Consider the following 22,874-nt stretch of genomic DNA (forward strand, 5'->3'; position numbering starts at 1 on the left):
TGCGAAAAAGAACTATATAAATTAAGGTTTTTTATAGAATTATCATTATGTAAAAGCCGCTAAAAATAGATAAAGAAAATTAAAGCAGTTTAACGCGTGATTCAGAGCGGCATGGACAGGCGATTCCTGCCATTTTTCCCTCCCCATGCGGTATTTTATGCGCCAGCATTCGTAAAATAATATAGATAAAACAATCGCTTAATTTTCATTGTGTTTAATTTTTGTTCGAACGAACGTCAGCGATTTAATGTTCATTTCACCTGTGTCGTCTTTAGTCAATACAACATCTGAACCACCTGAACGACAAAGGGAATATACATATGTCAATGTCTATCTTTACCAACGCCGCCTCCATGGCATCCACCAATGCAATGAACAATGCGAACAAGCTGTTGACCACCTCTATGGAGCGTCTGGGGACCGGTAAACGCATCAACTCCGCGGCGGACGATGCGGCAGGTCTGCAAATTGCTACCCGCTTGCAGGGCCAGTCCAACGGTATGACCGTTGCTCAGCGTAACATTGCTGACTCCACTGCGATGATGCAGACCGCGGAAGGGGCTTTTGATGAAGTAAGCAACATCATGTACCGCATGAAGGACCTCGCAACCCAGGCGGCGAACGACACGAACACCCAGAAAGACCGTGATGCCATCAACACCGAGCTGAACGACCTGAACGCCGAGCTGGGCAACATTATGAAAAATACCTCTTACGCGGGTGAGAAGCTGTTCGGCGCCTCCGGTAAGTTCGGTAAAGAGTTGAGCTTCCAGATCGGTTCTTCCGCCGATGAAACCATGAAGGTCGATTTGAGTGCTGAGCTGGGCGGTGCAAGTGGTGCGAGCGGTGCGAACACCGGTCTGATTGACGGCAGCGGCAATTTCAATGGCCTCAATAGTTCAGGATACGCTAGCACCGCGAGCGGTGTGACCACAATTAATATTAAAGATGCTGCGGGCGCGAAAGCGTTGATGGAAGACCTGGAGAAAACCCTTGATGATGTGGGCAGCGTCCGCTCCAAAATGGGTGCAAGTATCAACCGTCTTAGCTATGCGGCTTCGAACCTCGCAAACATGCAGGACAATACGGATTTGGCATTAAGTAACGTCCGTGATGCGAACTACGCAACGGAAGCTTCCTCCATGACGCGTAACCAGCTGCTGTCGCAGACCAGTATGTCCATGCTGAAACAGTCCAACAGCATGTCCAGCATGGTGGTCTCTCTGCTGGGCTAATTCATCCCACATTAACGCAGTTAAAACACCGCTGTATGGCGGTGTTTTTGTATCCGCTTACCAGCCGGTTTCGTCTTCAAAGCGGAAAAGCGTATTCCTGGTTTTTTATAATTAATTGATTTTAAACGATTAAAAAGTTGGCACGCTAATTGCTAATTATTGGCAAGTCAATCACGGTTTGCGTGCCAGGAGAATGAAACATGTCTGATTTTGATCCCACTTATCTCGCTTCGCAGCTGGCAAGCCTTGATATTCTTCCGCTCCAGAACTCAATAACGACCAAGACCAAAACGCTGGAGGCGCAGAAAGAAGCGCTCTCATCACTACGCTCGGCGATGACGACCTTCCGCAGTGCGATTACCGCCCTGAACTCCAGTAGCGCCAGCGTGCTCAAAAATTCCGCCACGCTGAACCAGGAAGGGATTGCGACCGTCACCGCCGACGCCAGCGCGCGTAAAGGGACATACAGTATCAACGTTAACCAGTTAGCGACCGCCCAGCAGAAAAGCTACGGTGGGCTGGACGATGAGGCCGTCAAGAACGCGACCGGTACGCTGAAAATCAATCTTAATGGCGAAAGCATTGAGATTGAGATGGACGATCTCGAAAACCTCGGCGATCTCGCCGATGCGATTAACGGCACGGATTTTCCAAGCGCGTCTAACTCAACGACCAGCGCCGAAGGGCAAAACGGCGTCACCGCCTCGCTGATGCGCATCGATGGCAAGGTCTCACTGATTCTCAATAGCGATCAGAGCGGTTCCAAATACGATATCCAGCTGGATACCAGCGGCATGACCAGCGGGCAGGACATTTTTGATAACGAAGAGATCATCACCAGTGGCCGGGACGCCAAATTCACTCTGGGCGATTCGCCTACGGAATACACCAGCAGCTCCAACACGCTGGACGATCTGGTTGACGGGGTCTCCATCAAGCTCACCAGTACAACCGAAAACAATAAGCCACTGATTATCACCATCGATACGGATACCGCTGAGACCAAAACGCAGGTCCAGACCTTTATCGATGCCTTTAACACGCTACAAAGCACCATTTCCGAACTGACGTCTACCAGCGGCAGTTCGCGCGGCGCCTTTGCGGGCGACGCCAGCATCACGTCTCTGACCAGCGAGCTGAGCGGGCTGCTGCGCGGCACATACGGCATGCAAAACATGACCAAATTCGGTATTTCCGCCGACAAAGACGGCAAGCTCACGCTCGATTCTGACGTCTTTGAAGAACAGCTCAAACGCGATCCGCAAACGCTCACCCAGTTCTTCAACGGCAACGACGGCTTAATCAAGACGATGGATAAAGCGCTGGATAAATATCTCAGCAGCTCCAGCGGCCTGCTTAAAGGGCGACAGGAGACACTCGATCGCGAACAGACCGAGATTGATACCAAAACCGAAAAGATGGAATCGCGCTATGAGTCTGCCTACAACCGCTATCTGAAGCAGTTTACGCAGTTGCAGTCATTGATGACGCAGATGAACAACACCATGGGTCTGTTTAGTTAATTCTGAGGGAATTTCGCTGCTATGTACGGTAACGAACAGGAAGGATACGGCCTTTATCAACAATCGGATCTGGCGCTCCAGGCCGCCGCCGCGAATCCGCATCAGCTGGTATTGATGCTGTTCAACGGCCTGATGGACGAGCTTGTGCGCGCCAAAAGCCATATTGCGGCCCGCCGTTTTGAGCGTAAGGCGCAAAGCATCAATAAGTGCATCGATATTCTGAATGCGCTGACCAGTTCGCTGGATTACGAAAAAGGGGGCGAGCTGGCGCTGAGCCTGGCGAATCTATACGACTTCTGCGTGTATCGCCTGTATGACGCCAGCCACAAGCTCTCAATAGAAATCATTGAGGAGGTAGAAGTGATTCTGGGCAATATCCAGGAGGGCTGGGAAAAAATGGGCCAGGGAAAATGAGCACGCTTCACACCCTCCAGACGCTGGCAAAAGCGCTGCGTGACGCAACGGAAAACCATAACTGGCCCGCCGTCATGAACGTGGATGCCAGCATCGCTGAGTTCCTGACGGGGCTCGGGGATCGCCCCCTCTCGTCTCACGAGCGTCAGGCGCTGGATCACCTAAAAAAACTGCACCGGCAGGCGCGCGACTACTGCCAGGGACAAAGCGACATCCTGGCGGAAAAAATGGACCTTGCGTTACGTAACCGCGAGGGCGCGACGGCGTATGCGCTGTTTAGCGACGTGGAGGGGGGCTAATGGATATTCTCAATCTTTTTCAGGGCACCTTCATCGGGTCTGGCCTGCTTATGCAGGCCGAATCTGCACCTCTGGCGGTCCTGGATCCTGAGGCGGGGCAGCCGACGGCGGACTTTAATGACGCGTTATCCAACGTGATCGGTACCTTACTGGCGGGACAGGGCGCGCCTGCCCCGATGCTGCCGGGCGAAGAGCGACCCCTCTTGTCCGAGGAGGATGCTCCGCCCTCTGCCGAGTCACTGCTAAAGGATGATGCGCGTCAGCAGTTGCTTGAGACGCTGCTCATGTCGGGGCGAGCCGCTTCGCCGACCTTCACCGATAGCCCTGTTGGGCTGGCGGTAAGCGCGACGCCGCCTGCGTTGACGCTGGAATTAAAGCCAAAGAGTGACGCCGCGCGCGCGCTGTCGGTCCAGCATACGTCACTGGCTTCACAAAGCGTTCCGCTTGCCTCAGCACCGACGCAGCAACCGCTAACACCGCTAACGCAGCCCGCACCGCGGTCGGCAGGCGTGGACGCTGTGCCAGCCGCCACTGTTGCACACGTCGTTTCGCAACCGGCAGCTGCTGACCTGACGCAGGTGATGCCGGTAGCAACGTCAACGCCAGCATCACCCTCTCCGGCACCGTCCGTCGGCGCGGCTGTGACCTCCACGCCATCCCTGCCCGCGACGACGCTGAAGATGGATCCTGAACCTTCACGCTGGAGCGAGCAACTTCAAAGCGCGCTGGGAGAGCGCCTTCAGGTACAGGTTAAGCAGCAAATTCAGCATGCCACTATCCGTCTCGATCCCCCGGATATGGGCAAAATCGACATCGCGATGCAAATCGATAGCGGACGTGTACAGGTACAAATCAACGCCAGTCATGCCGAGGTTTATCGTGCCTTACAGCAGACAAGCAACGAACTTCGGCAGAGCCTGACGGAGCAAAACTTTGTCCAGGTTAACGTCCAGGTCTCTTCCCAGTCCGGAGGACAACAGCAGGGAAGAGGACATCCATTTAACGGGCAGCAGGACGCCATTCTGGCAGGTGCAGAGATTGCTGCTCATTCCCCGAACGGCGACGACGCTCGCCACGATAACTCGGTCCTTCTGACGGTATAAGGCACAGAACACTATGAATGCAAAAACGCTTTCTTTCGGCATTATCATCGCCCTCGTGACCGCCATGCTGGCCGCCGGTATGACGGTGGTCGGCACGCATCTGCTTCGTCTGGATGAAACCACGGGTAAGAGCTTCCTGTCCGGGATGTTTTCCAGCCCTGAGAAAGGCGCCGTTGAGTTTGTGGAGATCAAAAATGTGGTCATCACGCTAAGAGGGACCGGGCATAAAGAACGCTATCTGTTGCTTGAGCTCAATCTGGCGACCAGCGATGCGGAAAGTACGCGTAAAGCGCAGGAGATGATCCCTGCCGTTCGCGGCGCCACGGTAAGCCTGCTCTCAGACCTGGATTACGACGTGGTGCGCGCAATGAGCGTCGAACAACTGCATAAAAAACTACAGGACGCCTACGCAGCCCGTTTCAAGAGCCTGAAGATGAGCGTGCCTTTCGAGGACGTCATCATCAGCAAAATGGTCTTCCAGTGAAAGCGGCACCGCAATGCAAATGATGGATTTTGTCGCGAACGAAACGCTGACCCCCGCGGATGAAGGGCGCTATCTCAGCGCCTATTTGCCGCTGGTCAAAAAGATTGTGAAACAGCTGTCGTACCAGACCAGCAGCGTGATGGGTCAGGAAGATATGGAGCAGATCGCGCTCATGGGCCTGTTAACCGCCCTGCGTCGCTATGGTCATCCGGACGAGCAATTTGCTGCCTATGCGGCACAGCGTATTCGCGGCGCGATACTGGATGAACTCCGCTCGCTTGACTGGCGTCCGCGGCGCCTGCGGCAAAAGACGCACAAACTCAATGACGATATCCGCGACGTGACGCGTCAACTCGGGCGTACGCCCACGTTTGAGGATATCAAACGTCATCTCTCCATTTCGGCGGAAGAGTACCAGGAGTACCTGTTGCTGGATTGCGCCAAAACCATAGAGAGCCTGGATGAGCTGTTAAGCGATGATGTTCACACCAGCGCGCTGGATAGCCGCAAGCTGGAGGATGAAATCGTCGTTAGCCGGACGCTGCGCAGTGCGCTGGCGGCGCTGGATGAACGCGAACAGCTGATCCTGACGCTTTATTACCAGCATGAAATGAGCCTTAAAGAGATCGCTTTGGTCCTTGATTTAACGGAAGCCAGGGTCTGTCAGCTCAATAAAAAAATCGCCCAAAAAATTCAGTCTTTTTTCCAGAAGTGAAAGGTGTATGCAGAAACTCTTAGGTATTTTAATCATTATGGCCTGCGTTGTTGGCGGTTTTCTTATGTCTGGCGGCAAGCTCACGGCGTTCTGGCAACCGGGTGAAATCATTATCATTCTTGGCGCGGGGCTGGGGGCGATGGTGCTGGCGAACCCGCCTGCGGTGATGGGGGAAATGTATCGCCAGTTCCGCGGCATCATGCGTAAGAATGAATATACCAATGAGTACCAGCGCCAGCTGCTCATGCTCTTATATGAACTGCTGGAGCTGGTGCAGGATGGTGGCCTGAAGGTACTGGACGAACATATTGAATCGCCCGAGAACAGCCCGCTGTTTCAGAAGTACCCGCTCATGCTTCACGACAACGCGCTGGTGACGTTCATCTCTGACAACTTCCGCCTGATGGCGATGGGCAAGATCAACGAGCACGAGCTGGAAGGCATCCTTGAGCAAGAGCTGGTCGCGATGGAGGAAAACTTGCTTCAGCCGTCCCGGTCGCTACAGCGTACGGCAGAAGCGATGCCCGGCTTCGGCATCTGTGCCGCGGTGCTTGGCATTATCATCACCATGCAGTCTATCGACGGCTCCATTGCGGTCATCGGTGTGAAGGTTGCCGCCGCGCTGGTCGGCACCTTCCTGGGCGTGTTTTTCTGCTACTGCCTGATGGATCCTGTCGCAAACGCCATGGAGCAGCGCACCAAAAAGCAGATTGCGGTACTGGAGTGCGTCCGCACCGTGCTGGTCAACCATGTTGCCGGTAAACCGACGCTGCTGGCGGTGGATGCGGGCCGCAAAATGCTACCGATGGACACCAAACCCACCTTTGCCACACTTGACGGCTGGGTAAACCAGATGACTGGTGATGCTTGATGCGCGGTCGTAATAAAGAACATACCACCATCATCAAACGCTCGTCGCGCAAAAGCCATGATGCTTTTCATGGCGGGGCGTGGAAGGTGGCCTTTGCCGATTTTACCCTGGCGATGATGGCGCTATTCATGGTGCTTTGGATTATGGGGGCGGTAACAGAAGAAGAACGTAAAGAGATCGTCTCGCGGCTGAACGGCGAGTCGATATTTGAAGGCAGCTCCATCATTCAGATTTCCCAGGAAGAGTTCAACAGAGGCAGCCAGATCCCCCTCGTTCACCAGCATAACGGCAGCAGCGATGAGGATGAGGATGACGAGGATAAGGATGAGGGCGCGGCCGCGGCCGTCGCGGAGGAACGCAAGGAACTCGAGGCGCTGGCGAAAAATGCGGATACGCTTGAAGACGTCAGCGTGCGCTCTCAAAACGAAATTGAGGAGTTGGCGCGCGTTATCATGAAGATCACCTCCGCCTATAACGCGCAGGCGAACCTCAAGATGGAAGTGGTGCCTCAGGGGTTACGTATCCTGATAACCGACGATCGTAAACGCGAAATGTTCCAGCGCAGCAGCGCCATTCTGACGCCTTTTTTCAAACGTCTGCTGACCGAGTTTGCGCCTGAGCTTAACAAAATTGAAAACAAGATTGTGATCACAGGCCATACCGATGCAACCCGTTTTCGCGATCAGGAGCTGTACAACAACTGGGCGCTCTCTGGCGAACGTGCGATGCAGGCCCGTGCCGTGCTGACGCGCGGCGGCCTTGATCCGGAAAAAGTATTGCAGGTAAGCGGCATGGCTGACCAGGTGCTGCTGGACCCGGACAACCCCCTGAGTTCCGAGAACCGACGTATTGAGATCATGGTGCTGACCCATTCGGCCAGCGATTCGCTGTATCAGTTCTTCGGACACCAGGGCGAGAAAGTCATTAAGCCATTGGCAGATAAGCTTAACCACCGTCAGTAACGTCCAGACTATCGCTGTGAAACGTTTTCCTCTTCTTCTCAATTTCGTACCTGTACGGACTGATCGCGTCCGTCTGGTGCGCTTTTTCTTCCTGATGGTCACTCTGGTTGGTTCGATATCCCCGGTTGAGGCGCAGCCGCTGACGTTATCCGCATCGCCAGTTTCCGCCGAGGCTCAGAAGCGTAAGGCAAACCGTGACCGGCTTTTTGCGGAAGCGAAAAAGCGCGAAAACCGGCTGCCGCCCACGCCCGGACAGATAGCCCGCGAGCGTGAGAGGAAACTGGCGGAGCGGGCGAGCAACCGAAAGACGTTGGCTATGCACGTACGCTGGTCGCCCGGTGCGCTCGGTAGCTCAGAAAAAATAATGAAAAAGGCGCGGGATCCGCGCCGCATGAGAGAGAGCCAGACGAAGTTACGCACCGTTATTCACCGTCTGGAAAGCCAGCTTGGAAAACCCTATCAGTGGGGCGGGGCAAGCCCGCACGAAGGTTTCGACTGTAGTGGCCTGGTATTTTACGCCTTCAACCATGTTCTGGAGCAAAAGCTGCCGCGTACGGCGAACAGCATGTACAAGGACAACCGCTTAAAGCCGGTGCGACAGCCACACCTGAAGAAGGGCGATCTGGTCTTTTTCAATATCAACCAGCGGCCGGGAGCCGATCACGTTGGCGTTTATCTCGGCGAGGGGCAGTTTATCGAAGCCCCGCGAACCGGGCTCACTATCCGTATTAGTCAACTCACCGATGACTTCTGGCAAAAACGTTATTTAGGTGCACGACGCGTCCTGTAAGGCCGTGCAGAAAGCCTTCTTACATACCTGAAATGAGACTTTAATAATGACTGCAAAACGTATGAAATTCGCCATTGATGATGGCTCCACTAACGTCAAAATCAGCTGGATCCAGGACGGCATTCTGAAAACGGTGGTATCACCAAACTCCTTCCGCAAAGACTGGAAAAGCGCTGCGCTACTACGTGGACAGTCGGTTTACAACTACACCATTGGGACGACGAAATATACGTACGACGCGACCTCCGACAAGGCGCTTTCGACCACGCACATCGACTATCAGTATGACGATCTCAACCTGTTGGCCGTTCACCACGCCCTGCTGCAAACGGGAATTGCCCCATGCGAAGTTGAAATCATCGTGACTTTGCCGATCACGCAGTACTACAACCCAGATGACTGCCAGCGCAACGAAAGCCGCATTGACGCAAAACGGCGCAATCTGATGCGGGATATCTCGCTGAATAAAGGCGAATTATTCCGCATCGTCGATGTTCAGGTGATGCCGGAAAGTTTACCTGCGGCGCTTTCTCACCTGCTTAACTCACGGGTCAATGAATTCACCAAATCACTGGTGATTGACTGCGGCGGCACCACGCTGGATATGGGCGTTATTGTTGGTGAGTTTGATGATGTTTCTGCGATCTACGGTAACAACGAAATTGGCGTGGCCATGGTGACTGACGCGACGCGTAAGCTGTTAGCCGCTGCCGATAGCGACTCCAGCTACCTTGTTGCTAACGAGCTCATCAAACGTCGCAATGATATGGATTTCGTGAAAAGCGTCATTAACGATGAATCTCGCATTACAGATATCCTGGAACGAATTGAAATCAAAATTCAGGAGCTGGGGGATCAGGTGGCTTACGAAGCGAAGAAGTTCTCCAAAAACCCGAATCGCGTTTATCTGGTTGGCGGGGGCGCACATCTGGTTGAAAAGGCCGTTCGTGAAACCTATGCCACGCTGGGGGATCGCGTGATCGCCATCGATAACCCTCAGAGCGCACTGTCGCGGGAAATTTGCCTCTATCATGCCGATTCGGAGGTAGAGGAGGTCGCCCTGCCGCATATGGCAGAGGTGGGTGACGATGAGTAACGGGCCAATTCGGCGGGTAAATTTTACCCTTCATTTGTCGCCTGAGCATTCGCGCGCGGACATGCGCGCAATGCTACAGCTTAAAAAATGGCACGAGGCCATTAAGCTTCAGGGAAGCAATTCTGAAGATACCCAGATGGAGATGCGTCGTTTCCACCGCAACGTTTACCTGGCCGGCCTTCAGTTGCAGCTCCTGAACCCGCTACTTTGCAGCCATATCGCGGAATCCCTTGGCCGCGAAGGGCTCACCCTGGATGCCCTGTTTCAGGAGCTTTCCAGCGCCGATCTGCTTCCTGCCCACGGGTCTGCTCCCGTGGAGACAGACCCGGCAAAAGCAAACGCGGATTTCAGCAAACAGCAGTTGCGTCAGCTGCGCGCGCTCATGTCCGACGCGCTGCAACGGCAACCGCCAGCCGCGCTGGATGAGGCGTCGCGTGAAGAGTTGACGCAGCTTCGCAGCGAGGTCGTTCACCTGAAAACACTGCTGGACCAGCAAACACGGCTGTTGCGGAAGCTAAGCTCGGGGGGCGCTGGCAGCGTCCAACCCGCTGAAAGCGTAAAAAACGGACAGACGGAAGAGATTGCGCTGAGCAGCCTGAGCGCACCGGCGCAGAAGATGAAGGCCATTCGGCAAAAAGGCGTTTTCTGACCGGTTTGCGCCCGTACCCTCTTTTCGTACGCCCGCGATCGAATCTTACGGCATTTAAGTTCTTACCGTCTGCGGCCGCTTTGATTAAAAAATTTATTTCTGCGAGGTCGATATGGAAAAAAGTACCGATTACGTCGTGCGCTGTGTAGAAGATGCAAAATTTGATGTCGGCATTGATTTTGTTATTCAGCCCATTTTTGATTTATCTCGCTTTATTTGTATTGGTGGCGAAGTGCTGGTGCGTGGCACCCATCGTCGCAACGTTGTCCCGCCGGCTGAATTTATCCAGCTTCTGGAACAAAACGGCACTATCGTGGAGATGGGGTATTACGTTCTGGAAAAGGCCCTGTCGTTTATGGCCAAAAAGCACGGGGAGACGGACACCTCTTATCTTTATACTTTTAATATCTCATCCGTTCAGATCAATACGCCCGACTTTGGCCGTAAGACAATGAGCATTGTTGAAAAACAGGCGATTCCAGCACTTCAGCTCGTCTGTGAAATTACGCATGGCGAAGGGCCTCTATCGGATATTGCCAGACAGAATCTTGAAACGTTAAAGACAGGGGGCCTCCATATTGCCTGGGATGGAATAGGCACGCTGGATGCGCTTAATACACGTCTGGCAGAATGGAGCCCCGACTATATTAAGCTCGATCGCGCCTGCCTGGCACGGGGCAACGAGGCGTCCACTAAAGAGATTTTGCAGGTAATAAGCCAGCACGATACCGACGTTATTCTTGAAGGTGTCGAGAATTACACTCAGTTATCCAGCATGTTAAGGCTGGGCGTAAAATACGGGCAGGGGTATCTGTTCTCACGACCGCTGAGTAAAGAGCGTTTTATTAACGAATATATGCAAAAACAAAAAGAGCGTGTAACAGGCGCTTCACGTTAAACGGATCGTTTCCCCGGACAGACGGAACAACATGAACACAATTAACGCGGGCAAAGCCCAACGCAGAAGATATTTTCTTCTTGCGTTATTTTCTTTGTCGTCGATGGCTCTGGCGACCTTGTTAACTTTCTTCGTTGCGCAGCGCCAGCTTGAGGCGCAAATTATCCAGCAGACGGTACCGATTCAAAATGCTGTTGAAAGTTTACTCGCCGAAGCGCAGGACGTTGCCCGAAAGGCCGATCAGTGGATAAATAAAAAGTGCGATGCGCGGCTTCAGAACCAGCTCAATACGCTAACGGCCCACGAAATGCGAATGCTGGTGGTTAACCTGCTGAATAAAGACCGAATATATTGCTCCTCGCTTCTTGATAACATTGGTCATCGGGTGAACCTCAGCAGCTTTGGTACGGGCGGCATCAAAATTGATAATACAATGGCTTCGGTGGGTATTCCCGTTTTGTCGTTATACCAGCGTTTGCCGGGAGGGGGAGTGATCGTCTCCGCCGATCTTCGTTATCTGTGGGGGATCATGGGAAATGCCAATCTCGATCGGCGATTCGTCTTACAGATTAACGATAATCTTCTGACCAAACAGGGCATTTTAAAAGGGCAAGAGGCGGAGAGGATCCTGTCGGACTATACCCGGCACGAGGCCTCCGATTTTTATACCCTCTCCTGGCGTTTACCTGACAGGCACGAGGTCTGGCAGGAGATCGGCCAGTCCTGGATATATCTCTTTCTGATTATTGCTCCGTCTTTCTTGCTTACGCTGTTGGCCTGGATGGTCATGTCACGCCGTCGTTCACTTGAACAGCATCTGGCTACCGCAATCATTAACGATCATATTAAACCGCACTATCAGCCTATTATTTCCGCCAGCGATAATCGCGTCATCGGCGCGGAGATCCTGGCGCGCTGGGAACACCATGACCTCGGGTTTGTCAGGCCAGATATTTTTATTCCCCTGGCGGAGAAAAATCATCTTATTGGCATGATGACCGAAAATTTGCTTAATCGGGTGCTGGCTGACTGTCGTCAGGCGGGAAATATCTGGCCGCAAGGCTTCATTTTTAATGTCAATATCAGCCATTCTCATCTGTCGCTTGACAGCTTTGGCGCATTTACCACCTGTTTTGCACAACGTTTTCGTGAGATGGGATTACGGCTGGTTTTTGAATTTACGGAAAATGAACGAATTGAGATGAATGACGATCTTTTGAATAAGATTAAGTTTATTCGTGAAAAGGGCGTATCGATTTCTCTGGACGACTTTGGCACCGGTTTTTCGAATCTGTCATGGATAAGCACGCTTAACCCGGACAGCATCAAGATAGACCGTATGTTTATCAATCAAATTTCACCCGCCGCTTCAACGCCGTTAATCAACTGCGTGATTGCCATGGCGAAGCAAATGGGCATTAAAACGGTGGCCGAAGGGGTGGAATACGATTATCAGGTTAGCTGGCTGCTGGAGAACAATATCGACTTTTTCCAGGGGTATTATTATTCAAAGCCGCTTCCCTTCAGTGCCTTCGTGGAGTATTGCTGCGATCGTGACGCGGCCTCTCCTGCCTGAATGAGGCGAGGAAAATACGCGTAAAAAAATGCCCGCGTGAAACCACGCGGGCATTTTTATTCTCTCGGACAGGTTACCAGGTAAGGTTCGGTTCCAACCCGGCCTCGCAGATGATTCTGTTTTTACCGCTACGCTTTGCCTGGTAAAGCAGCGCATCTGCGGTAGCCAGCATCAGCTGAACATCTTCTTCCCTGCACTGGCAGAACCCGGCGCTGAATGTGACCTGCTCAGGGCCATTGTCCCATTTATAGTGCTCGACCGCTTTACGCAGTGTTTCCAGAGCATGCAGGGCGACGGCGGGCGCAACGTCCCGGAATACTACCGCCAGCTCCTCGCCGCCGTAGCGGAAGAGAAACATTCCCTGATGGTGAAACGCCAGCATTGCCATGGAGGCCATCCGCTTTAGCACCTCGTCGCCGATCGGGTGTCCCCAGATATCGTTTATCGCTTTGAAATTATCAATATCAATTATCGCCAGATAGAGATGTTTATCCTGGCTGCTTTCCTGTAGCAGCTTGTCAAACGCCCGCCTGTTGTACAGGCCGGTTAAACCGTCCTGGATCGATTCCTTCCTGAGTTTATTACGTCTCTCAGAGAGATGATTCAGGGCCGATGGCAGGCTGACATGCCTTGTGTCGTCGCCGTTTTGCACCAGCTGGCCGGTAAAATGTTTTTCAATACGATTGGCATTTGCACGCATGCGGATCCAGCACAGCTGGAGCATGAGCAGCGAGAATACCGCCGCGTACAGTACCGCGCTGCTTTCGTGGTTGATCATCCCATTGAGAATGCTTTTCGGAACTTCATAAACAATGTACCAGTTGGGATGCGTCAGGGAGACGTAGTAATAGGCTGCCTCAACGTTTTCATAGGATCCCACTTCGCCGTTGAGATCGGTTTGGCTGGGCATGACCGCAGGCGGCGTGCCGGCAATAAACGTCCCGTCATGCGCCACCAGTGACAGTTTACCCCTGGACGGGCCCACTGAAACTTTCAGCAGGTCCGTCAATACCTGAGGGTTTATTGAGAGGGATACGACTCCTTCCTGTTTAGTATTTTTATAAAAGATCGGTAAAGAGATACTAATCCACGGCTGATTATTAAAAATATCACGATAGGGGAGGGTAAATTCTGGCCGTAAACCGTAGGTTGCCCTGCGGATGAACCAGGGGCGCTCGCGTGGATCAAAGCTAACATCGAGCTTTCTGGAAAACGTTTGGGGCAGCAGAAGATAGTTTCCCTCCATGTCGCTCACGGTCAATGCGCCGATGTGTGGGAGCATCTGAAAGGTATTGAGCATTTTAGTCTCATTCTTCCCACTAATGATGGTCGCTAAGGATTCATTCGCACCGATGGTTTCCGCGATAAATTTTGTCTCTTCTTGATATCCGGTTAGCCGCTGGAGTACATAGTTGCGCATGTTGCTAATATAATCATCGTTCATCTGATGGTATGAATTAGCAATAATGACCCGTTGACTCAAATAAAAAAGGGCGAATAAGAATATTGAGCAGATGGCCAGACCTAAAAACAGGCGGTTAAGCGTTGCATAAATACTCAAGTTTTTCATTAATTATCGTCCTTCTTGCCGCCGTCACCGTTGATATTATTTTTCCCTGATTCCTTTGCCCGATAGAGCAATTTATCCACCGCCGCGACAAAGGGAGCCAGCTTTTCTCCCTCCCACTGCTTTATCCCGGCGCTGAACGACACGGATGAGAGATTATCTCGCCATTTACGTGCGGCAAATGCATGCCTGAAGGTTTCCAGCGCGCGTTTAGCCTCTGCAAAAGGGAGCCCCTGGAAGAGGATTGCAAACTCTTCTCCGCCATAGCGATACACGCGTATGGCTTCGCTCTCGAGAGACTGGATCGCCATGGATGCGAAGACACGAAGCACATCATCCCCAATGAGATGACCATACGTATCGTTGATGAGCTTGAAGTTATCGATATCCACCATCGCCAGGGAAACAGGCAAATCAGGGCGCTTCAGTGCGTCATGGAGATCGCGGTCGAAGACGCGACGATTTAATAAGCCCGTCAGGCCATCCGTTTTCGCGCAGGTTTCCATCATCCCAAGCTCGTTGCTGCTCTTACGGATCTGTTCTTCAAGAAGATTATCCACGCTGCTGCTGTGGCCCTTGAGCTTGTTCAGGAGGTTGAAGTAGAAAATCTGTAGGATTTCGAGCGACCGCCACCAGCAAAACAGCAGAAACAGCAGCATCGTCAGAAGCGTGATCGCCGGCAAAACGCTTTCCCGGTAAAGCGTTTCCGCGAGGACTTTATCATCAACCGCCATGAGCACGGTCCAGTGCGGTTCGCGCATTTTGCTATAGTAGAAACGTTTTCCGTTGAGGGTTTGGCTTAGCACTCCGCTGTTCCCCTCCAGGGCCGTGAATGACTGCTGCGGCAACGTCTGCCAGCGTTTTTCGTCACCAATCACCAGGTTGCCGCGCTCGTCGAGAATATAGAGATCGGCCGGCATGGTATGGCGCATTTTTTCATAGAGAACGCCGAGCCTGAGCAGGTTGACGTCCATACCAATCACGGCGTAATAGCCGTTTTCGATAAAAAGCGCCCTGGACACGGAGAAAACGCGCTGGCCCGTTTGCAGATCGCGATATCCTCCCGAATATTTCACGCTGGAGAGATCGTCGGTGGGGCGTACAAACCACGGCCTCCCGCCTGGCTTCAGGCCGGTTTCCAGCTCTAACGACGGTACGGCTAAAAAGCGGCCCTTTGTATCCCCGATGTAGACTGACGAAACCGCAGGAATAAGCCCAAAGGCACCCATGAGATTTTCTCGCAGATGGATTTTCTCGTTAAAGAGACTGTCAGGGCTCTTACTTTTTTCGAGAAGCCTCGTCAGGTTATTAAATTTCCTCTCAACGTACCGAATAATATACTCAATTTCATTTTTCTTATCTTCGGTTATCTGTAGTGAAATATTGTCATAAACTCTTTCTTGATTCTTCCACTGAAGAACGTTTGCAATTATGCCGCCCAGCGCAGTCGTTAGGATTACAATAAAGAACGTAATGTGAATCTCTTTGCGGAAATTATTTTTCCGCCTCGGGAATATGTTTTTCACTTCAACCACACTAGTTAACATTAAAATTACAAGTAAAAAACAGGTAACTCTTTAAAATAGGATTTATAAAGTAAGTCGGCGATTTTATATGTCTTTAAGGCATTTTTAAAGCAAAAATGATCGCCAATTCCGATCGATTTTAAGGTATTGATAAGTCCTATCAATGATCCACAATCGATCGGCCTGCTCGATCTTAGCCGGAAGGAATAATTAAAGTTATTCAGTCAAACAGTAAATTTAAGTCTTTTATATTAAAGCACTTTGTAAAATTTACGGCGGGTTGAGGGGAAACGGAATTATATTGCGCGCGGGGAGAAAAAAACGCTTTTATGACTCGGGGAGAGAATTAAAATCCAGACGTAGGTTTCGCTTCATGGCGTTGCAGAATATGCCATGCAGTCAAATGATTATTTGTAAATTCATCACCTCTTTTCCGGCAGGAAATTATTCTGTTCAATCGTTGCGAGCGTCGCTATTTCGGGGCGCGTATGTAGTTGGACAAAGTCTGAACAGGAACACAACGCGCCCACGAGCGTTAACGTGGTGGGAAGCGGTAACCGCTTACAGCGACTTCACAAACGCCAGCAGATCTTCGTTCAGCTGATCCTGGTGGGTCAGCGCGAAGCCGTGCGGGGCGTTGTCGTACACCTTCAGCGTGGCGTTTTTGATCATCTCCGCCGCCAGCTTGCCGGTGCTTTCAAACGGCACGATCTGGTCGTTGCTGCCGTGGATCACCAGCGTCGGTACGTCGATTTTCTCCATATCCGGGCGGAAGTCGGTCTCGGCGAAGGCGGTCACGCAGTCGATGGTGCCCTTCAGGGACGCCAGCAGGGCGATGTTCAGCGTCTGCGTCAGGGCACCCGCGGAAACGGTCTGTCCGGCGTTGGTGCCGTAGAACGGAGTGGCGAAATCGCTGATGAACTGGGCGCGATCTTTACGCAGTCCGTCGCGAATACCGTCGAACACGCTCTGATCTACGCCTTCCGGGTAGCTATCGGATTTGCCGAAAATCGGCGTTACCGCGCCCAGCAGCGCCAGTCCGGCTACGCGTTCGCTGCCGTAGTTGTTAATGTAGCGCGTCACGTCGCCGCCGCCCATGGAGAAGCCCACCAGCGTCACGTCGCGCAGATCCAGGGTGGTAATCAGGTCGTTAATGTCGGACGCAAAGGTGTCGTAGTCGTAGCCGTTCCACGGCTGTTCGGAACGGCCAAACCCGCGACGGTCAAAGGCGATGGCGCGAAAGCCGCGCTCCGCCAGATAGTTCAGCTGGCTGTCCCACATGTCGCCGTCCAGCGGCCAGCCGTGACTGAAGAGGATCGGTTTGCCCGCGCCGCAGTCTTTGTAGTAAATCTGCGTGCCGTCTTTTGCCTTAAACAGTGCCATAGTGTGTTCCTGTGCAGGTGATTGTTATGGTTATACCGGCGCGACCAGATAGCGAATTGCCGGTGATGTTGTGCCCTGATGAAAAGCCAGAACGCGGCTTTGCAACAGGAGGTCATTCATGGTGTGGCGTTCCTGCTGGCGCAAATGCTCGATCCACGAGCCCATCAGGAAAGTCTCGATAAACAGCCCCGGACGTTCGATATCCTCGTACACCGCCCAGCTCATCGCCCCGGCGCGGCGGCGCACCCGGCGTAGCTCGTGCACGGCCTGCAAAAACGCTTTCGCGTTCTGTGGGTCGATGCTGTACTCGTGCGACACCAGCACCGGGCCGCGCTCGTTCGGGAGTTCAATCTCCACGCCGTCCAGCGGCTGGCCGCTGAGGTCGAGGTTCAGGTCAGGATCTTTCTCCAGCTTCCAGCGGAACACCGTCGCGCTCGCCAGCACCATCCCCAGCGTGGCGACCACCAGCGAGGTCGGGGTGCCAAACTGCGAGGCGATCTGCCCCCAGACGGCGCTGCCTGCGGTCATCGAGCCGAAGAACACCGTCAGATAAACCGCCAGCGCGCGGGCCTTCACCCAGCGGGCGGCGCTGCGCTGCGCGCCGAGGTTGAGAGTGGAAAGCACCGCAATCCACGCGAAGCCGGTAAAGAACTCAAACAGGTTCAGCAGCCAGAAGTGGCGCACGAACGCCAGCGCCAGCATGGTGATCGCAAACGTCAGGCTGGCGGCCACCATCAGGCGGTCGGCGTTCAGCCGCTGGCGCAGGCGCGGCAGCAGGATGGCTCCGGCAATCGCCCCCAGGCCGATACACGCCAGCATCACGCCGTAGCCCGCCGGGCCTAAGCCCAGCTCGCGGCGCGCCACCAGCGGCAGTAACGCCCAGCCCGCGCTGCCGAAGACAAAAAAGGCTACGGTCCGCACCAGCACGTTACGCAGCACCGGGGCGGCGTGCACGTAGCGGATGCCGGACCGCACCGCAGAGAAGAAGTGCTCCGGCGGCAGGCGCTGCACGGACGGCGCCGGACGCCAGCGCCACAGCACCCACGCCACGCCCATTACGGAGAGCGCGTTCAGGGCAAATACCATCCACGGCCCGGCCAGCGACAGCAGAAAACCGCCCAGCGCGGGGCCAATCGCCCGGCTGATGTTGACTCCGAGCGAGTTAAGCGCCACGGCGGAACCCAGCTCGGGCTTGCTCACCAGGTCAGGCACAATCGCCTGGAACGGCGGCGAGCTCATGGCCGCGCCCACGCTCAGCAGAAACGTTGCCGCCAGCAGAACGGTGGGGGTGACGTGTCCGGTAAAAGAGAGCACCGTCAGCCCGGCGGCGGCGATGAACACCCACAGCTGGGAGAAGAGCAGGTATTTACGCCGGTCGACGATGTCCGCCATCACCCCGGACGGCAGGGCGAAGAGGAACATCGGCAGGCTGCTGGCCGCCTGCACCAGCGCGATATCCAGCGGATCGGCGCTGAGCGTCAGCATGCTCCAGTTGATGCCGACGTCGCTCATCCATGAGCCGACGTTAGAGACCACCGTGGCGATCCACAGCATGCGGAACACCGGCTGGCTCAGCGGCTGCCATGGCGAAACCGTCGGTGCGGGCGTAGTCTCGACGTGTGCGTCGCGAACGTCGTTAACCTGGGTCATGCGAACCTCTCCGTCGCCTTACGCTGCAACCGCCACTGGCCCGGCCCGGTGAGGGCGAGGGTGGTGAAGATAATCAGCAGCAGCCAGCCAAACTGCCCCTCGGCAATCGACCAGCCCGGGTGGACCACCAGCATCGCCACCAGAAGCACGGCGATAATCGGCAGGCAGGCCAGGCGGGTGTAGACGCCTGCAATGATAAACAGCGGGCAGATGACCTCGGCGACGATCGCCGGGATCAGGCTGGCATACGGCCCGAAGCCAAACGGATCTTCGATGCGCGTCAGCTCTTCGCTAAAGTGGAGCACCTTCGGCAGGCCGTGCACGTAAAGCAACAGCAGGCTGCCGGTCAGGCGCAGGAAAAACAGCCCCGGATCGATCCGGGGCGAAGCGTCATAATGTTTCATCAGAATGCAAAGCAGCTGCAACCCAGCGCCCCCCAGAAAGCGTTATCGTCGGATACCGGCATCTCTGACGTGCGGGCAAAATCATGCTGGTGGCTGTGAACCCCGCACGGGCCGCTACAGTGGTGAGCCACACTCATACCCACGCGTGCGGCCTGCGGCGGCGCGCTGCGGTAGTGGCCGGGTACGTTGACCACCGGGGACCACTCGGGCAGGACCGGAATGGCCGGCGGCGCGAGCGGGCCAAAGGTGCCAGCGGCATAGACGATATCGCCGTTCACCACGGTGAGGACGGACTCAATGCCCTTGATCTCCTCTTCCGGCACGCGGAAGTAGTCTTTGCTGAGCACCGCCAGATCCGCGAGCTGGCCTGCTTTGATCTGCCCCTTCTGATTCTGCTCGCTGGAGAACCATGCGCTGCCCTGGGTCCAGAGCATCAGGGCGGTATCGCGATCCAGACGGGCGCTGTGATCGTACATCTGCATCCCGCCAACGGTACGACCAGAGACCAGCCAGTAGAGCGCGGTCCACGGGTTGTAGCTCGCCACGCGGGTGGCGTCGGTGCCTAAGCCCACCGGCACGCCGGTCTCAAGCATTTTGGCCACCGGTGGCGTGTGGCGAGTGGCTTCAATGCCGTAGCGCTCGGCAAAGTACTCGCCCTGGAAGGCCATGCGGTGCTGCACGGCAATGCCGCCGCCCAGTTCTTTGATGCGGTCGATATTGGCCTGCGATACGGTTTCGGCGTGGTCGAAGAACCAGTGCAGCCCGTTGAACGGAATGTCGCGGTTCACCTTCTCGAACACGTCCAGCATGCGGCTGATGGATTCGTTGTAGGTGGCGTGCAGGCGGAACGGCCAGCGGTGCTCCACCAGATGGCGCACCACGCGCTCCAGCTCGTCCTCCATGCCCGGCGCGAGATCCGGGCGCGGCTCGAGGAAATCTTCAAAGTCGGCGGCGGAGAAGACCAGCATCTCGCCCGCGCCGTTGTGGCGGAAGAAGTCGCTGCCCTGGCCCGGCGTGAGCATGTCGGTCCATTTTTCAAAGTCTTCCAGCTCGTGGCCCGGACGCTGGGTAAACAGGTTATAGGCGATGCGGATGGTCATCTGCTTTTTCTCGTGCAGCTCGGCAATCACCTCGTAATCTTCCGGGTAGTTCTGGAAGCCGCCGCCCGCGTCGATGGCGCTGGTCAGCCCCAGGCGGTTCAGCTCGCGCATAAACTGGCGCGTGGAGTTGACCTGCTGCTCCAGCGGCAGCTTCGGCCCTTTGGCGAGGGTTGAATAGAGGATCATGGCGTTCGGGCGGGCGATCAGCATCCCGGTCGGGTTGCCGTTGGCGTCGCGCTGGATCTCGCCGCCCGGCGGGTTCGGCGTATCCCTGGTATAGCCAACCACCTTCAGCGCGGCGCGGTTGAGCAGGGCGCGGTCGTACAGGTGCAGAATGAAGACCGGGGTATCCGGCGCGGCGTCGTTAATCTCATCCAGCGTCGGCATGCGGCGCTCGGCAAACTGGAACTCGCTCCAGCCGCCCACCACGCGTACCCACTGCGGCGACGGTGTGCGCAGGGCCTGCTCTTTCAGCATGCGCAGGGCATCAGCCAGCGACGGCACGCCTTCCCAGCGCAGCTCGAGGTTGTAGTTCAGCCCGCCGCGGATAAGGTGCAGGTGCGAATCGTTCAGGCCGGGGATCGCGGTGTGGCCTTTCAAATCAACCACTTTGGTGCCGTCGCAGTGGTGTTGCATCACCTCGGCGACGGTACCCACTTCCAGAAATTTCCCGTCGCGCACGGCAACGGCTTCCGCGAGGGGATTCTCGCGATCGACGGTGTGAAACTGGCCGTTAACCAGAATGAGATCGGCTTTACCGAGGGTAACCATAATAGCTCCAGACTAAGAGGGGAATGGTCAGGATTATGGGAACCGGTTTCGGGAAAGATCCAGTTATACAATAGGATAGGTATACCAAAGTATAACTATACCTAAGGTTAACTATACGAAGAGATAATTACGCCCCGGCGGCGTGGGTCATAGGATGAATGCGATTTTATCGGCGTGCCTTTCGCGACGATTTTAACCTTTAACCTCACTGGATAATCTTATGACCACTTCAAAGCTCGAAGTCTTAACCCCTGCCAACTGTCAGATCATCTTCATCGACCACCAGCCGCAGATGGCGTTTGGCGTGCAGTCTATTGACCGCCAGGTGCTGAAAAACAACACCGTGGCGCTGGCGAAAGCGGCAAAAGTGTTCAACATCCCGACCATCATCACTACCGTTGAAACCGAAAGCTTCTCCGGCAACACCTATCCGGAGCTGCTGGACGTGTTCCCGGGCCAGGACATTCTGGAGCGTACCTCCATGAACTCCTGGGACGACCAGAAAGTGCGTGACGCGCTGAAGGCCAACGGCAAGAAGAAAGTGGTTGTCGCCGGTCTGTGGACCGAAGTGTGCAACAACAGCTTTGCCCTGTGCGCGATGCTGGAAGGCGACTACGAAATTTACATGGTGGCAGATGCGTCCGGTGGCACCTCCAAAGAGGCCCACGACTTCGCGATGCAGCGCATGATCCAGGCGGGCGTGATCCCGGTGACCTGGCAGCAGGTCATGCTGGAGTGGCAGCGTGACTGGGCGCACAAAGAGACCTACACCGCGGTGATGGATATCGTGCGCGAGCACTCCGGCGCCTACGGCATGGGCGTGGACTACGCCTACACCATGGTGCACAAAGCGCCGTCTCGCCAGAAGAGCGAGCACCGCACTTTAGCGCCGGTCCCGGCACGCTAAGCCTCGTCGGCGGGCTGGTCCCTCATCCGGCTCGCCGCGCCTTTTTCTCTGGAGTTTTCAATGAGTACAGGGTTGATATCCCTCGCGGCAGGCGTATTGATTGGCCTGATGTACGCCGTGCTGAAGGTGCGGTCCCCCGCGCCGCCCGCGCTGGCGCTGATTGGCCTGCTGGGCATGCTGGCAGGCGAACAGGCGATGCGTCATCTTTTATCCCGCGATAATCCGGCTGCCGTGCAGGTGACGGTTCCCCACGTTCAACACCCGACCGGAGCGTCATCATGAAGGCCTGGATTATTTCGCTGGTGTGTGGGGTCGCGGCTGGGGTACTTTACGCCCTGCTCGACGTACATTCCCCGGCGCCGCCGGTCGTCGCGCTGCTAGGCCTGTTCGGCATGCTGGTGGGTGAACAGCTGATCCCCATCGGGCGTCGTCTGGTGAGCCGCGAACCGCTGACCCTGGCCTGGTTTCGTCATGAATGCGTACCGAAAATCAGCGGTACTGCGCCCCCCGCGCCCGCGAAGGAAAGCCGCGACGCGTAACGATTTGTTTGAGGAAAGACAGCATGACGCTGCCGTGGCGCATTGCCATCATCGATGACGAACGCTCTGTTCGCAGCGGGCTCAGTAATCTGCTGCAATCGGAAGGGTATGCTACCGATACCTTCGATTCGGCAGAGGTGTTTTTAAGCCACCCTCTCGCCCTGTCCGGCGCGTCGCTGGTGATCGCCGACATCAAGCTGCGCGGCATGAACGGCATCGAGCTGTTTGAGAAGCTGCGGTTGCTGGCCGCGCCGCCGCCGCCAATACTGTTTATCTCCGGCCATGCTGATGAAAATATGCAGCGGTATGCACTCAGTCTGGGCGCCGCTGCATTTTTGCGTAAGCCGATTAACATCGATATTCTGCTGGATCATATTCAGCGGGAGCTGACCCGCCGACAATAAGGATCGCG

The 22,874-nt window shown here is 55.0% G+C and carries 24 protein-coding genes; 18 read left to right on the forward strand and 6 right to left on the reverse strand.

What is annotated here, in order from left to right; genetic code table 11:
• The first annotated feature begins 320 nt into the window (after positions 1-320).
• The 14 genes from IM267_RS17840 to IM267_RS17905 all read left to right on the forward strand — a co-directional run bounded on the left by IM267_RS17840 (position 321) and on the right by IM267_RS17905 (position 12,615).
• Complete coding sequence (locus IM267_RS17840; RefSeq protein ID WP_193033961.1) at positions 321-1,235, forward strand: flagellin; 915 nt, start codon at positions 321-323, stop codon at positions 1,233-1,235.
• Between the two features lie 200 nt (positions 1,236-1,435).
• Complete coding sequence (gene fliD / locus IM267_RS17845; protein WP_107534603.1) at positions 1,436-2,758, forward strand: flagellar filament capping protein FliD; 1,323 nt, start codon at positions 1,436-1,438, stop codon at positions 2,756-2,758.
• A 21-nt stretch (positions 2,759-2,779) separates the two neighbouring features.
• Positions 2,780-3,172 (forward strand): flagellar export chaperone FliS, encoded by a 393-nt coding sequence (gene fliS, locus IM267_RS17850; protein ID WP_063450802.1) that lies wholly within the window; start codon positions 2,780-2,782, stop codon positions 3,170-3,172.
• Positions 3,169-3,471 carry a hypothetical protein gene (locus tag IM267_RS17855; RefSeq protein WP_107534604.1) on the forward strand — a complete coding sequence of 101 codons (303 nt, stop codon included), beginning with the start codon at positions 3,169-3,171 and terminating at the stop codon, positions 3,469-3,471. The genes fliS and IM267_RS17855 overlap by 4 nt, the downstream gene beginning before the upstream one ends.
• Positions 3,471-4,574, forward strand: a complete 1,104-nt coding sequence (locus tag IM267_RS17860) for a flagellar hook-length control protein FliK (protein WP_193033962.1) — start codon at positions 3,471-3,473, stop codon at positions 4,572-4,574. The genes IM267_RS17855 and IM267_RS17860 overlap by 1 nt, the downstream gene beginning before the upstream one ends.
• A 13-nt stretch (positions 4,575-4,587) precedes the next feature.
• The gene (gene fliL / locus IM267_RS17865; protein WP_107534606.1) at positions 4,588-5,058 is read left to right on the forward strand and encodes a flagellar basal body-associated protein FliL; all 471 of its coding nucleotides are present in this window, start codon (positions 4,588-4,590) and stop codon (positions 5,056-5,058) included.
• Between the two features lie 22 nt (positions 5,059-5,080).
• On the forward strand, positions 5,081-5,773 hold the full coding sequence (locus IM267_RS17870) for a FliA/WhiG family RNA polymerase sigma factor (RefSeq protein ID WP_370551748.1): 693 nt from the start codon (positions 5,081-5,083) through the stop codon (positions 5,771-5,773).
• A 7-nt stretch (positions 5,774-5,780) separates the two neighbouring features.
• A complete protein-coding gene (motA, locus tag IM267_RS17875) occupies positions 5,781-6,644 on the forward strand; it encodes a flagellar motor stator protein MotA (RefSeq protein WP_063450798.1) in 864 nt (287 codons plus the stop codon).
• Complete coding sequence (lafU, locus tag IM267_RS17880; protein ID WP_193033964.1) at positions 6,644-7,606, forward strand: putative lateral flagellar export/assembly protein LafU; 963 nt, start codon at positions 6,644-6,646, stop codon at positions 7,604-7,606. Before motA ends, lafU begins: the two co-directional genes overlap by 1 nt.
• A 16-nt stretch (positions 7,607-7,622) precedes the next feature.
• Positions 7,623-8,396 carry a C40 family peptidase gene (locus IM267_RS17885; RefSeq protein WP_239005139.1) on the forward strand — a complete coding sequence of 258 codons (774 nt, stop codon included), beginning with the start codon at positions 7,623-7,625 and terminating at the stop codon, positions 8,394-8,396.
• 46 nt (positions 8,397-8,442) lie between these two features.
• Positions 8,443-9,492, forward strand: coding sequence for a plasmid segregation protein ParM domain-containing protein (gene parM, locus IM267_RS17890; RefSeq protein ID WP_370551747.1), 1,050 nt, complete (start codon positions 8,443-8,445; stop codon positions 9,490-9,492).
• A 70-nt stretch (positions 9,493-9,562) separates the two neighbouring features.
• A complete protein-coding gene (locus IM267_RS17895) occupies positions 9,563-10,141 on the forward strand; it encodes a hypothetical protein (RefSeq protein ID WP_193033965.1) in 579 nt (192 codons plus the stop codon).
• 112 nt (positions 10,142-10,253) lie between these two features.
• A complete protein-coding gene (locus IM267_RS17900; protein WP_193033966.1) occupies positions 10,254-11,039 on the forward strand; it encodes an EAL domain-containing protein in 786 nt (261 codons plus the stop codon).
• A 31-nt stretch (positions 11,040-11,070) separates the two neighbouring features.
• On the forward strand, positions 11,071-12,615 hold the full coding sequence (locus IM267_RS17905) for an EAL domain-containing protein (RefSeq protein WP_193033967.1): 1,545 nt from the start codon (positions 11,071-11,073) through the stop codon (positions 12,613-12,615).
• Positions 12,616-12,688: 73 nt separating this feature from the next.
• Here the strand turns inward: IM267_RS17905 and IM267_RS17910 are convergent, their stop codons facing one another.
• The 6 genes from IM267_RS17910 to IM267_RS17935 form a co-directional block, all read right to left on the reverse strand.
• Positions 12,689-14,185 (reverse strand): sensor domain-containing diguanylate cyclase, encoded by a 1,497-nt coding sequence (locus IM267_RS17910; RefSeq protein ID WP_193033968.1) that lies wholly within the window; start codon positions 14,183-14,185, stop codon positions 12,689-12,691.
• Positions 14,185-15,717: a sensor domain-containing diguanylate cyclase gene (locus tag IM267_RS17915; protein WP_193033969.1), complete on the reverse strand. Its 1,533-nt coding sequence runs from the start codon at positions 15,715-15,717 to the stop codon at positions 14,185-14,187. The genes IM267_RS17910 and IM267_RS17915 overlap by 1 nt, the downstream gene beginning before the upstream one ends.
• Before the next feature lie 552 nt (positions 15,718-16,269).
• Positions 16,270-17,091, reverse strand: a complete 822-nt coding sequence (locus tag IM267_RS17920; protein WP_193033970.1) for an alpha/beta fold hydrolase — start codon at positions 17,089-17,091, stop codon at positions 16,270-16,272.
• Positions 17,092-17,121: 30 nt separating this feature from the next.
• A complete protein-coding gene (locus IM267_RS17925; protein WP_193033971.1) occupies positions 17,122-18,741 on the reverse strand; it encodes an MFS transporter in 1,620 nt (539 codons plus the stop codon).
• A complete protein-coding gene (locus tag IM267_RS17930; RefSeq protein WP_063450788.1) occupies positions 18,738-19,145 on the reverse strand; it encodes a DoxX family protein in 408 nt (135 codons plus the stop codon). Before IM267_RS17930 ends, IM267_RS17925 begins: the two co-directional genes overlap by 4 nt.
• Entirely contained in the window at positions 19,145-21,016 is a 1,872-nt protein-coding gene (locus IM267_RS17935; RefSeq protein ID WP_193033972.1) for an amidohydrolase, read from the reverse strand. Before IM267_RS17935 ends, IM267_RS17930 begins: the two co-directional genes overlap by 1 nt.
• Before the next feature lie 220 nt (positions 21,017-21,236).
• Between IM267_RS17935 and IM267_RS17940 the strand changes: the two genes are divergently transcribed.
• From IM267_RS17940 to IM267_RS17955, 4 genes are read left to right on the forward strand one after another with little or no spacing between them, the layout of a single operon-like run.
• A complete protein-coding gene (locus IM267_RS17940) occupies positions 21,237-21,923 on the forward strand; it encodes a hydrolase (protein ID WP_023315321.1) in 687 nt (228 codons plus the stop codon).
• Positions 21,924-21,983: 60 nt separating this feature from the next.
• Positions 21,984-22,205: a DUF1427 family protein gene (locus IM267_RS17945; protein WP_003863054.1), complete on the forward strand. Its 222-nt coding sequence runs from the start codon at positions 21,984-21,986 to the stop codon at positions 22,203-22,205.
• Positions 22,202-22,462: a XapX domain-containing protein gene (locus IM267_RS17950; RefSeq protein WP_003863056.1), complete on the forward strand. Its 261-nt coding sequence runs from the start codon at positions 22,202-22,204 to the stop codon at positions 22,460-22,462. The genes IM267_RS17945 and IM267_RS17950 overlap by 4 nt, the downstream gene beginning before the upstream one ends.
• Before the next feature lie 23 nt (positions 22,463-22,485).
• Complete coding sequence (locus tag IM267_RS17955; RefSeq protein ID WP_045894247.1) at positions 22,486-22,866, forward strand: response regulator transcription factor; 381 nt, start codon at positions 22,486-22,488, stop codon at positions 22,864-22,866.
• Positions 22,867-22,874: the final 8 nt, after the last annotated feature.

Origin of the sequence: Enterobacter cloacae complex sp. P15RS (genome assembly GCF_014895905.1) — a bacterium.
Classification (GTDB): domain Bacteria; phylum Pseudomonadota; class Gammaproteobacteria; order Enterobacterales; family Enterobacteriaceae; genus Enterobacter; species Enterobacter quasihormaechei.